The following is a 13,021-nucleotide window of genomic DNA, read 5'->3' as shown; positions in this document are numbered from 1 at the left end:
TGTTTTTTCTCTTTTTTTGGAATGCTTTAATAACTTTTTTTCTAATAATTCTGTTAAACGTAAAAACAATTAAGAAATCTGTATTTGGGAATCTTCCGTTGGAAGTTAAGAAAGGCTCTTATTCGGATACAATTACTGTAGAGTATAAAAAAGATAAGATACCTTTGAAATTAGATTTATACTATCCTGCTAAGGTAAAAAGCAAATATCCCGTAGTTTTTTTTGCTCATGGTGGAGGTTGGATAACGGGAAGTAGGAAGTTATCAAGCGTTACCGCATGGGCCAAATTTTTAGCGAGTAGAGGATTCGCCGTTGTTGCGATAGATTACAGGTATGGTTATTTCAACAAATATGAAGAATTGATAGAGGATTACAACGATGCCTTAAATTATATAAAAGATCATAGTGAAGAGCTGGATTTAGACAAAGAAAATATCGTGTTGATGGGAACGTCAGCAGGGGGAACATTGACCCTTTACTATGCAGCATATCACTCTTACTATAATCATTTAGAAAAAACGAAGGGGATAAAAGGAGTGGTAGCTTGGTATGCCCCTTCAGACCTTCTAGATCTGTGGAGTAAGCAAGTTGATTCGCTTTTTGCGCAGTTCGCAGTTACAGCAACAATGAAAGGCACTCCTAAAAGAAAATTTGAAGAATATAAGTTATATTCACCTATAAATTATATATCTGAAAGAATGATTCCAGCATTGCTAGTGCATGGGAAAAAAGATGATACTGTTCCTGTGATGACTTCCATAAAGTTAAATAAGAAGATAAAAGAATGTGGGGTACCTTCTACTTTGTTAATTCATCCCAAAGGGAAGCATTCTTTTGAATTCGAATTAAAAGATATTTTAACTCAGAAATTTGTTGAAAAAACGGTGAGTTTCATTAGAAAAGTATTTCAAAATACAGAAACTGATAATACATTAGAGAAAAAAGCGGTATAGAAATAGAGATCTACAAAAATGGGGAGATGAACATATGACACAAAGGAATTTTAAAATAGATTTTAGTTATGCAAAACAAAATATTGAGTTTACTCAGTCCTTCATAAATAAAGGCAGAAATTATAGAGAATCATTGATAAAATTTCATTCCTTATACAAATTTAATAAAAAAGGCACAGAAACTAATGAAATTTTTCTTTTTGAGCCTAAAGGGAAAACTTTGGGTGTAGTTTTAATACTTCATGGTTTAGGAACCAAAAATATTACCTATATCTTAAAAATGGGACGATATTTTTCCAAATTAGGTATAAGGGCTGTAGTGCCAATATTACCAGACAATTATACTAGAACATCAAATGGATCGATGAGCGGCAAAAATTATTTTTCTGCCGATATTTATACAACCTTGAACACATGGGAACATGCGGTTGTTGATGTATTAAGTATCATAGATTTTTTGAAGGCAAACGAACTTTGGCATGAACGAAACTTCATGATAGGATACTGCCTTGGGGGTATGGTATCTGTTATCGTTAACTCTTTAAATTCTGAGATTAAGCATAATTTCATTATAGCCAGTGGTGGAAACATGGCTGAACTTGTATGGGAATCGCCTACATTGGAATTTACAAGAAGGGAATTACTTAAAAAGAAAGACAACATACTTTATTTAAACGATAGAGAAAGGCTAATAAAAACCTTTCAAGAAGATTTAAGAAATGTAGGAAAATTTAAAAGCATTCAAGAGTTTTTAAATTCGAATATACATCCATTGATGAAAGTTGATCCTGCAGCTTATGCCAAATTTTTAAATAGAGAAAAGGTAACATTCTTAGAAGCAGCTTTTGATAAAACCTTACCCAAAAACACAAGAAGGGTTCTATGGGAAAACTTAGGAAGGCCAAGAAGGATGACGGTCCCCATCGATCATATTACCTGGCTACCTTTTCAAAGATTGATATCAAACATTATAATTAACGAAATGAGGTTCGAAGATATCAAATACCGCTTTGCTAATCTAGGATATTTAGCTATTTTCTCAAAGTGAATTAATATTTCTTCAAAAATTTCAACCTACCAAATACCTGTTCATATATAGATTCTAAAAATAAAGGCGCCGAAATTTAACGCCTTTATTTTTTTCAATGCCCACTGTTCCTAAATTTCACTTAGTTTACAGTTTCTTCAGACTTTTCAATGTGTTCAATTTCTTCAGAGTAAAGATGGCATTTCACTTCTCTCCCATCTTTAAAAACATATGGAGGCTCTACATCTTTACAAATTTTCATTGAAAATGGGCATCTCTCATAGAACTTACAGCCTAATCTTGAAAATTCTTTGATTTCTAAAGAAGATAATTTTATATCTTCTTTCCATGTTCCTTCTGGGTCTGGTTGAGGAACAGACTCTATGAGTATTTGGGTATATGGATGGAGAGGAGAAAGCATGACTTTATCTATATCTCCAAATTCCACCACATCCCCCCTTAACATTATGGCAATTCTATCACTTATGTAATAAGCGGTTGCAAGATCATGAGTTATGTATAAAACTGATACTTTATACTTTGTTTTCAACTCAGCAAACAAATTCACTATTGACATTCTCAAAGAAGCATCGACCATCGAAACAGGCTCATCGGCTATTAGGAGTGAAGGCCTTGTTACAAGAGCTCTGGCAACAGAAACTCTCTGCAACTGTCCCCCCGATAATTCGTTGGGGTACCTTCCTCTAATCTCCTTTAGTGTCAACCCGACTGAGTTAAGTGATCCTTCTACTGCCTTTTGTTTCTCTTCTTTTGTTTTTGCTATTTTATAATTTTCAGCCATTTCAAATAGATACGTATCCACTTTTTTTAGAGGATTAAATGTTTCAAAAGGATTTTGAAAGATGGGTTGCACGTCTTTCATATATTCCATAAGTTCTTTTCTTTTTTTGATGTGTGTTACATTCCTTCCTTTGTATATAACTTCCCCAGAAGTAGGAGTTTCAAGCCCCAGGATCATTCTGGCTACAGTTGTTTTTCCACTTCCTGTCTCTCCGGCAAAAGTTAGGATTTTAGGTTTTTCAGCATCTAAATCAAAATTTACCTTATTTACAGCTTTTAATTTAGTTCCAAAGAATCTTCCACCTAAATGGAATACTTTTTCCAAATCTTTAACCTCAAGTAGTTTGTTGGACAACGTTCTCACCTTCCTCTACTTCATCGGAGAATAAGAAACATGCAACATAATGCCCTTTTTCATCTTCTATTAGTTTTGGTACGTATTTTTTACAGATATCTTTGGCATAAGGACATCTTGGATGAAACCTGCATCCTTCAGGAGGGTTAGCCAAAGACGGAGGATTACCAGGTGCACTTGCTCTTTGCCTTCTATCGCCTATCTTTGGAAGAGAGTTTATGAGAAATTTAGAGTAGGGGTGACTTGGGTTTGTAAACAATTTCTCTTTTTTGGAAATTTCAACTATCTTTCCAGCATACATTACAGCAACCCTATCAGCAACGTTAGCGTGCACAGCCATATCATGTGTAACCATTACCATTGTATTTCTATGCTCTCTATGAAGCTGTTTAAGCATCTGTATAACACCCCTTTGGACTACGACATCCAAAGCGGTTGTAGGTTCATCAGCAAATATAACTTTCGGTTCTAGTATAGTTGCAAGTGCGATGGTTGTTCTTTGTCTCATACCTCCTGAAAGTTGGTGAGGATATGAATCTAAAACCTCCAAAGGTAGTCCTAAATATTTTAAATGCTCTTCCATAAGTTTTTCATACACTTCTTTATCAGAGTTTTTTTTATGTGTTTTTATAACATCTTCGAAGGTTTTTCGTATTTTTCTCACAGGGTTAAACGTGCTCATAGAACCTTGTGGAATATAAGATATGTCTTCCCATTGTACCTTTCTTAATCTCTCTTCATCTAAGGTCAAAAGATTGAAATTTTTACTATCATATGAGTAGTTTACTTCCCCTTTTAGGACTTTCAAAGGAGGTTTGACCATAGATAAAAGAACTTTTAGCAAGGTGCTTTTTCCGCAACCTGATTCACCAGCTAAACCCATGATCTCATTTTCTTCAACTGAAAAGGTCAGATTATCTACCGCTTTTACATCCCTTTTCACACCAAATACATGGGTAATATAATAAGCAGATAGATCTTTTATTTCAAGTAAAGACATCTATATTAGCCTCCCATTTTTATTCTTTGCAATCTGGTTCGAGGATCCAAGAATTCGCTTATACTAACTGAAAGCATGTATAATGCCACAAAAAATATAACTGATAAAATTATTGGCGTTAACATCCACCACCATATTCCTCTGAAAATTGCTTGATATTGCATTGCCCAATGGATAGTTGTGCCAATAGTGGGTGTTTCTAGACTAGTCAATCCAAGGACCGACAAAGTTATCTCCATTCCTAATGCCCAAAGAATCGTGTTAATAAAATTAGCTATCACCCAGGGTATCACAAAAGGAAGATGTTCTTTAAAAACTACCTTCCACATGTTCATCCCTGAAAATATAGAAGTGTAAGTGAACTCTCTTTCTCTTAAACTTAGAACTTGGGCCCTAACTTGTTTTCCCCCCCAAGGCCAGGAGAATATGGAAAGTATAGCTCCCATAACAAAGATAGTCATTTTTTCTCTTAAAGAAAAAGAAAGGAATACGAGTATTGGTAAAGAGGGTAAAACTATGAAACTGTCGTTTATGGACATTAGAATTCGATCCAAAATACCTCCTCTGTAACCCGCTATTAATCCAACTATGGTGCCTATTATGGTTGAAATGCATGCCGTCGTTAATCCTAAAATGAATGAATTTTTTAAAGCATGGGTGGTATTCCAGAATATATCTTGGCCCATCGAATTTGTTCCTAAAAGGTGTTGAAAACTGGGTGATTTGTCTTTTGGAACAACATTCCATGACCTTGGATCGTATGGTGAAAATGCCGATAAAATAGCCAAGAAAACCAAAATAGATATTACAGTAAATCCAAACAAAAATTTTTTATCTCTTTTTAGGAGATCTTTTATTATTACAAACATATAATCACCTCATCTATACCTTATTCTTGGATCAAACAAAGGGTAAATTAAATCTATTATCAACGATGCAGTTGCTATTGCTATTATGGAGAGGACAGATATCCCCATCATTAAATTGAAATCACCGTTGGTGATTGATTTTTGTAACAAAGAGCCGACTCCAGGGTAAGAAAAGGCAACTTCAGTTATAATGGCCCCGTTGAATATTCCACCAATTTGAAGAGCTAAAGCAGTTATTTGTGGTAATACACCATTTCTCATAACATAACTGTATAACAACTTGTTTTTGGGTAAGCCCGCAAATTCTGCGTAAGTGACAAAGTCCTCTGCGACTATGTTGGATGTCATTGATCTCATACTTAAAAACCACCAACCTATGCCTACTAGAATCAAAGAAATTGCAGGTAATATGCTATGTCTTAAGACATCCAAAAAAAATGACCAAGTAAAAGATGGTTGAATTCCTACACTGTATCCTCCCATCATTGGAAATATTGGAAAAATATAAACAAACAAAATAACTAAAATTAAAGCCATAACGTAATATGGAATTGGATATATAGACATCGCAACTACAGCCAACACGTTTGACCATTTTTTTTCTTTAAAATATCCGGCTAATCCTCCTAAAATATTTCCTATAATCCAGGAAATGATTAGAGAGAAGAAAAGTAAGAAAAAAGTCCATGGTAGAGAATTGGCAATAATCTCGGTAACAAGTGTGGGAAACATGGATAAGGAAGGGCCAAAGTCAAAAGTAAAGAGATGTTTCCAAAAAGCAAAGTACTGTTCAACTACCCCGCCCTCTAATCCATACAATTCTTTTAAAGTATTTTGCATACTTGCAACTGCCTCAGGTTCCATATAAGCTCCACCATAGGACGTTAATCTGTTTATAGCGGACTGTACTGGATCTATAGGAGTTAATCTAGGAATAATAAAAGTTATAGTTATCCCTATGAATATTACAAGTAAATATTGAATTAATCGAGGAATAATGTATGTTTTTAAAACTTTCAAAGTTTAGGTCCTCCTTTTTTGAAAAATTTATAGCAAAGCCCGCCCAATTGAGCGGGCTTTTGTTTCATACAAGATTGTTTATTTTCTTCCAGTTGGCTCAAGTCTTGGCAACATGAACTTAAATTCAGCCCACCAAGAAACGTTGGCCATATAAGGATTGTTTGCATTTGGATAGTTTGTCCAATAATAGTTATCATTGGCATTGAATTTTTTGTTTATTACCATTGGAATTACTGGCATTTCTTCAACAGCTACTTTATAGAACTCTTTTGCCAATTCCATAACTTTCGGGTCCGCAAAGTAAGAAGCACCCATCTCATCAATTATTTGATCTACTCTATCGGGAACCTTCCATCTATAATTATTTGGGGTTGTAACTGCGGTTCCTAAAGGAGTGTAGAAGTCCGATTTAAAACCATTGATAAACGTCCAAATATCGGGAATACCTGAGGATGCTAACATCCCACCCCAGAAAGAGCCAACATCGTAATCACCGAGAGCTTGTCTTGTCCATAATGGGCCTGCTTCTAAGGTTTCTACGTTAACCCGAACACCAAAATTTCTCCATTGATCAGCTACTGCAAATGCTAATCTTGTGGCATCTATCTCAAAATCAGCCGGTGCAATAATGCTGATCTTCCATGGAGTCCCATCTGGTAGCAACCATCTTCCATTTCTATCTTTTGAAAACCCGAGATTCAAAAGTAGCTTTTCTGCCTCTTGAGGATCATATTTCCACCAGCCGATTCCCCAGACTGCTTCGGGGTCTTCCACTTCAATATTGTACGATTCTTTAGCCCAATCTGCTATTCTATAAGCGACGTTTGTATCATAAGGTTTGTAACCATCATCCAGTGTGAAGTTTTCGAGCCATGGCTCCAAAGGGTCATAATAAATCTCAGTGAAATACTGAGTAGGACAAGAATGAAGAGCGGATACTCTCTCTATTCCAGCATATCCCGAAATAATGACATCTTCAATGTTTATTGCCAAGGTTAACGCCCATCTGACGTCTTTGTTATCTAAGGGATATCTAGCGTTGTTAAGAAACATTCCTCTTGAGTTAACATCATCCATCCATGCCCAAGGGAAATCTTCGTACCATACAACGGAATACTTGTTTCTCTCCCTCAAGACTTCGAAAGCTTCGGGGGTTAAATCGAAAATCATGTCCAATTCATGTCGAGCTTGAGCCGCAACTTTTCTGTCATCGGTACCATAGTAAATAAAGAGCACATAGTTAGGTTTTGGTTCTCCATACAATTGACCAACGCTTGTTCTTTGCCAATCCTCACGTTTTTTGAATAAGAACCAGTACCCTTGAGGATCGTAACTATCAAGTACATATGGACCTATTGAAACGGGAGGGTTGAAAGTGAAGGTTAATGGATTCTCTACTTTCTCCCATATGTGTTTTGGCTGAATAAAAAGAGCCCCATAAACTAAAGAAGTAAAAATGTTGTGAGCTTTTGGATTGGGAGAATTAAGTTCTATAACTACAGTGTAATCATCCGTTTTGTAAATGTCTTTTACGTACATTTGAAGTTGGGCACTTGAATTCATACCCGGGTGGCTTGCAATATTTTTTACCGTGAATACTACATCGTCAGCGGTGAAAGGAACGCCATCACTCCAATAAAGTCCCTGTCTCAGTTTTATGGTTATTTGTGTAAAATCTTCATTGTAAACAGGTTCTTGGGCAGCTAAGGCGTTTATCCATTCACCTGTTTGTGGATCAACATACCATAGAGCATCCATCAATACCTGTTGAGGCCCATGACCGGCGAGAGATCCTGGTATCCATAAGTTAAAACTTCCAGGGTTACCAACACGTCCATGTAGATTATCCACAATTAGTGTTTCGCTTCTTGGAATTGTTGGTAAGACCTGAGAAAAAACTATGCCCACCAACAGAACAACCAACGTTACTAGCCATACTTTCTTTTTCATTCTAACTTACCTCCTTTTTTGATTTTACAAGTTTTTCACTACGAAAAACCACCGCTTTGCAATACTTTTAAAGTATGAAAAAAAGTAAAAGGGTAATTAGAAATTAGAAAATGTTGTTTTTTTCAACTTAAGGAAAACCTTATTTGCCATGTTATAATTGTTCATAATCTTATTCATAAAGGACATGGCAGAACCTTTTGCTATGCTTTCTAAACCATCGTTATCGATTTCAATTTTTATCTTTCTTCTTTCATTATCTATAATTTTTTCTTTTGTTTTACTGACCATGGATTTTAATAAAAATTGTGGAAGTATCTCTGTATGCCCTCCAAATATAAAAATTTCAGAATCTAAAAAATTAATGATTATTGAAGCTGCTTTCGAATATATATCAATATAATCTTTCAAGATATGAGATTTTTTTTCATCTTTGAGATACTGTTGAAATTTTAAAATATCCATATAATCTTTTTCGTTCTGTTTCCAAATTGGAATAATTACAGGTGCTTCGCCGGCAAAACTATGAGCTCCTTTATAAATCTCACCGTTAATTATTATTCCATTCCCTTGAATTGCATTAATACTTTTTTTATTAACATAAAAACTTAAAAACATGAAATTTATAAATCTATAAATACCATTATTCTTATAATAGTGATAGATAGCTCCTGCATTAGCGTCATTTTCTAAATGAACTGGAATGTTTATTCGTTCCTCCAATATATTCTTTAAACACATATCTTTTATAGGGAAAATACCAGAAGATAAGATCAACCCTTTTTCATCATCAACCGGTTCCGGAAAAGATATCGCTATGAAGAGAACCTGCTCTAAAAAATCCGAAAAAATCTCAATGCAATTAATCAAATCATTGACTATTGTTTTTTCATTCACTTCTTTGAAAATTGTTTCTTTTCTGATTACGTTAAAATTCAGATCCATCAATAAAACAAGAAAAAAATTTTCTGTAACGGTGATCCCTATATTGTATGCAAAAGAGTAATTGATTTGTAATTGCAAAGTTTTTCTTCCCCGCTTACTATTTTTTACCTTTTTGTTAGAATAATAAATTAAACCTATACTTCTCAAAGTTTTTAGATTTCTAGATACGTTTGATCTATCTATTTGTAAATTATTGCTAATTTCTAACATAGTTGTTTTTTTCTTTAGCCATATTTCACGCAATATTTTCAATTGAGTTTCATTTTTAAGAATCAATTCGATCACCTTTTTTAAACCTTAATAAAAATGGCAAAAACATTATTTGCATCGTGCACACAAAAACATTATATCAACAATTACTTATTAAAACAAACTTGATAAAAAGCGATTATTTACGATCTTAGTCAATTATTAATCGTTATAGTCAATTATGCCGATAAATCTTAAAAATTGTAACTTGCACTTAATTTAAAAAAATAAACAAAAGTGTATGGTAAAATTTGGAAATAAGGTGGAAAGCAGTTACCTAAAAAGGAGGATAGTGAATTTTGTTTAAACTCGGTAGAAATGGTAAATTTAAATTTATAAGCACTAAGCACAACAAAAAGTTATTCGTTACTCCATTGATAACGGATTCACATTTACATATATTGGGATTGGGAGAAAAGCTTTCTCAACCAACTTTGGAGAAAAAGAAGCTATCTGAAATTAAAAGTGTTATAGAAGAAATTGTAAGTAAAAGACCAAATAAAATCGTTTTGAGAGGTTGGACAGAAGAATTTGCTATTCCTGATAAAGATTTTTTAGATTCAATAAACAGAGAAATCCCTATCATGCTGGTTAGGAGATGCGGACATTTTGCGGTTGTGAATTCAAAGGTTTTGGAGAGTATTGACTTTTCAGATTCAAGTAATTACGTGGATTTTGAAGAAGGAAAAATCAAAGAAGGTGCGATTGACAAATTTTATAAAACTTTTGGTCCTTTTACTGACGTAAAAAATAATTACGAAACCTCAAAGAGGTATTTAAAAGAAAAAGGGTATGGTTTTGTTCATTCAGATGATTTACATGGTATTTCTCAAGACGAGTTACCATTTACACACGATAATGATTTTTTTGTATATGAAAAGGTTGCCGTTAAGGGCTATAATGAGCTTTTAAAATATTATGAACTAGGATACTTTAACGAATTTAAATGTGTTAAAATATATTTGGATGGTTCGTTAGGTGCACGAACAGCTTTATTGCTTAATAAGTACACCGATTACGATACGTATGGGGAAGAATTATGGGAAGATACGGAGTTAAATGCGGTCGTTAAATTTTGTGAAGATAATGGGCTTCATTTAGCTGCTCATGCTATAGGAGATGGGGCTATAGAACAAATTTTAAGAGTTTTTGAAATGGTAAATCCCAAATTAAGGCATAGAATAATTCATGCTATTGTGCTTAAATCTAAACAAATAGAAAGGATTAAAAAACATAACCTTATTGTAGACATACAACCTCAATTCATTGAATCCGATAAAGTTTTTATTGCAGATAGATTGGGTGAAAGGGTAAAAGATGCGTTTAGATTTTATGATTTATACAAATCACAAGTTCCTTTTTTCATTTCATCAGATGCCCCAGTTGAAGAACCAAATTGGTTGAGAGATATTAAAAGATTGAAGGAAATAGGTATACCTTATAATTATTCTTTGTATCAGCTTACCTATGGGCCAGAAGGTATAGATAACATTGATAGGCAAGAAAGTATGGAAAGTAAAGCTTTAATATTTCAACACGATCCTTTTGTGGAAATATCTCAACCAAAGATCTATCAAATCGAAAACTAGGGTTTAACTTTAAAAAGGTAACAGGGTAGAAAACTTGGCGAAGGTGCACAAAAGTAAGTTTTAGAGTTTCTAAAAACAGTAACAGTTATATTTTGTGAGGAGGTAGAATAATGGAGAAATTAGCTTTAGAGGATTTTACAAAGTACAAGTTCATATCGAATACTAAATTTTCACCGAATGGTAAAAACTTAGCTTTTGTTGTATCTGAGATGGATGTCGATGAGAATAAGTATCTCTCAAATATTTGGCTTTACAATGTTGATAACAAATCGATCAACAAACTTACCACTTTCAATCAAGAAAGCTCTTATGTTTGGTTGGACGATGAGAATATCATCTTCTCAACGGTGAGAGAAGAAAAGGATAAAAAGAGGAAGGAAAAGGGTGAACCTTTTACAATTTATTATATAATAAACATCAAAGGGGGAGAGGCTCAAAAATATTTTGAACTCCCGTTCTTTGCATCAGATATCGAGCCTATATCTAAGGATAAGTTTGTTGTAACTGGTATTTACGACCCGAAATATAAGAATTTGGAGAAACTTTCAAAGGAAGAAAAAGAAAAGGAATTGGATAAGCTCAAAGAAGAAAAAGATTACGAAGTTTTAGATGAAATACCTTTCTGGTCGAATGGAAAGGGATTTACCAACAAGAAAAGAAATAGATTATACATTTATACGTTAGAAGATAAGAAAATTATCCCATTAACAGATGAATTGACAAACGTAGAAGGTTTTAAATTGAATAAAGAGAAAGATTTAATGCTGTTTATTTCCAACACTTTTAAAAATAAAATGGAAATAAGATCCAATCTTTATTTATATGACTTAAAAAAAGAAAGTTTAGAGAAATTAACACATGAAGACCCTTTCAATTACGTTTATGCAGACTTTCTAAAAGAGAAAATAATCTTCTTAGGTTCCAATATGAAAGAGTACGGAATCAATGAAAATCCCAAATTTTATTTGATGGATTTGCAAACAAAAGAAGTGAAACAAATTCAAACTGATTTTGATTTTAGTACATGGAGTTCTGTAGGTTCTGATTGTAGGTACGGTTCTAACAGCGAATTCAAAGTGGAGAACAATTACCTTTATTTTGAAACAACAGAGTATGGAAATTCTTTCATAAATAGAATAGATGAGAGAGGTAAGAGGGAAAAATTAACCACACAAGGCGGATCCGTTGATGGTTTTGATGTATTTAAAGGCCATATCATCTTTGTGGGGATGAGAGATGTGAAACTTCAAGAACTATACGAATTAGAAGACAGTGAAGAGAGACAATTAACTACTTTCAACGAATGGGTAATAAAAGAAAAAACATTATCTAAGCCAGAAAGGCTAACCTTCCTCGGCAAAGGTGAAACAGAAATAGAAGGATGGGTTATGAAACCTGTCAATTTTGAAGAGAACAAAAAATACCCTGCAATCCTAGATATTCATGGTGGTCCAAAAACCGTTTATGGTGGAGATGTTTTTTTCCATGAAATGCAGTATTGGGCTAACGAAGGTTATGTTGTTATGTTTTGCAACCCCCGAGGAAGTGATGGAAGAGGAGATGAGTTTGCAGATATCAGAGGAAAGTATGGAACTATAGACTATGAAGATATAATGAACTTTGTTGATAAAGTGTTGGAAAAATTCACTTTCATAGACGAAAGTAGGATAGGGGTAACCGGTGGTTCTTACGGTGGTTACATGACCAACTGGATAATTGGACACACTGATAGATTCAAGGCTGCTGCTTCTCAAAGAAGTATAGCAAATTGGATTGCCAAGTTTGGCACTACAGATATCGGTTACTACTTCGTTGAAGATCAACAAGCAGCTACACCATGGAGTGATTATGAAAAATTATGGTTCCACTCACCTATGAAATACGCAGATAACGTAAAAACTCCAACTCTTTTTATTCATTCGGAAGAAGATTACCGTTGCTGGTTGGCTGAAGGATTGCAGATGTTTACTTCACTCAAATACAACGGTGTAGAATCAAAATTGGTTATGTTTAGAGGAGAAAATCATGAGTTAAGTAGAAGTGGAAAACCAAAACATCGAATAAGAAGATTAAAAGAAATTACAACGTGGTTTGACAGTTACTTAAAATAGTAACATGCATGTAGCTAACTTTTTGCATTAAAGCTAATCGGTGATATGTCAAGGAGTAAAAACCAAAAAGATTGTTAAAAATTAGTGTAACTGACAATGCCCATACTTTCAGAAAAACTCAAAATAGGCTTGAAAACACAAAAAGATTCACTTGT

At 34.0% G+C, this 13,021-nt stretch carries 10 protein-coding genes; 4 read left to right on the top strand and 6 right to left on the bottom strand.

From position 1 onward, the window contains the following. Window positions 1-98 precede the first annotated feature (98 nt). Window positions 99-953 (top strand): alpha/beta hydrolase, encoded by an 855-nt coding sequence (locus AD60_RS01440; protein WP_233186782.1) that lies wholly within the window; start codon window positions 99-101, stop codon window positions 951-953. Between the two features lie 34 nt (window positions 954-987). After that, window positions 988-2,001 carry a dienelactone hydrolase family protein gene (locus AD60_RS01435; RefSeq protein ID WP_103876145.1) on the top strand — a complete coding sequence of 338 codons (1,014 nt, stop codon included), beginning with the start codon at window positions 988-990 and terminating at the stop codon, window positions 1,999-2,001. Between the two features lie 121 nt (window positions 2,002-2,122). On the opposite strand, the gene AD60_RS01430 is transcribed toward AD60_RS01435, so the two are convergent. The 6 genes from AD60_RS01430 to AD60_RS01405 form a co-directional block, all read right to left on the bottom strand. Next, on the bottom strand, window positions 2,123-3,136 hold the full coding sequence (locus tag AD60_RS01430; protein ID WP_103876144.1) for an ABC transporter ATP-binding protein: 1,014 nt from the start codon (window positions 3,134-3,136) through the stop codon (window positions 2,123-2,125). Then, window positions 3,117-4,136, bottom strand: a complete 1,020-nt coding sequence (locus AD60_RS01425) for an ABC transporter ATP-binding protein (RefSeq protein ID WP_103876143.1) — start codon at window positions 4,134-4,136, stop codon at window positions 3,117-3,119. Before AD60_RS01425 ends, AD60_RS01430 begins: the two co-directional genes overlap by 20 nt. Window positions 4,137-4,141: 5 nt before the next feature. Then, window positions 4,142-5,005, bottom strand: coding sequence for an ABC transporter permease (locus AD60_RS01420; protein ID WP_103876142.1), 864 nt, complete (start codon window positions 5,003-5,005; stop codon window positions 4,142-4,144). Between the two features lie 9 nt (window positions 5,006-5,014). Then, window positions 5,015-6,025: an ABC transporter permease gene (locus AD60_RS01415; RefSeq protein WP_103876141.1), complete on the bottom strand. Its 1,011-nt coding sequence runs from the start codon at window positions 6,023-6,025 to the stop codon at window positions 5,015-5,017. 78 nt (window positions 6,026-6,103) lie between these two features. Then, window positions 6,104-7,975 carry an ABC transporter substrate-binding protein gene (locus AD60_RS01410; protein ID WP_103876140.1) on the bottom strand — a complete coding sequence of 624 codons (1,872 nt, stop codon included), beginning with the start codon at window positions 7,973-7,975 and terminating at the stop codon, window positions 6,104-6,106. Between the two features lie 96 nt (window positions 7,976-8,071). Next, window positions 8,072-9,202, bottom strand: coding sequence for an ROK family transcriptional regulator (locus AD60_RS01405; protein ID WP_103876139.1), 1,131 nt, complete (start codon window positions 9,200-9,202; stop codon window positions 8,072-8,074). A 263-nt stretch (window positions 9,203-9,465) separates the two neighbouring features. Here AD60_RS01405 and AD60_RS01400 point away from each other — a divergent pair, with 263 nt between their 5' ends. Together AD60_RS01400 and AD60_RS01395 are read left to right on the top strand one after the other, a co-directional pair. Continuing rightward, entirely contained in the window at window positions 9,466-10,755 is a 1,290-nt protein-coding gene (locus AD60_RS01400) for an amidohydrolase family protein (protein ID WP_158248350.1), read from the top strand. Between the two features lie 110 nt (window positions 10,756-10,865). Continuing rightward, entirely contained in the window at window positions 10,866-12,866 is a 2,001-nt protein-coding gene (locus AD60_RS01395; RefSeq protein WP_103876137.1) for a S9 family peptidase, read from the top strand. The last annotated feature ends 155 nt before the right edge of the window (window positions 12,867-13,021 follow it).

Source organism: Petrotoga sp. SL27 (assembly GCF_002924605.1).
Taxonomy (GTDB): Bacteria; Thermotogota; Thermotogae; order Petrotogales; family Petrotogaceae; genus Petrotoga; species Petrotoga sibirica.
The sequence above is the reverse complement of the archived record's forward strand: the minus strand, read 5'-3'. Positions and strand labels throughout refer to the sequence as shown.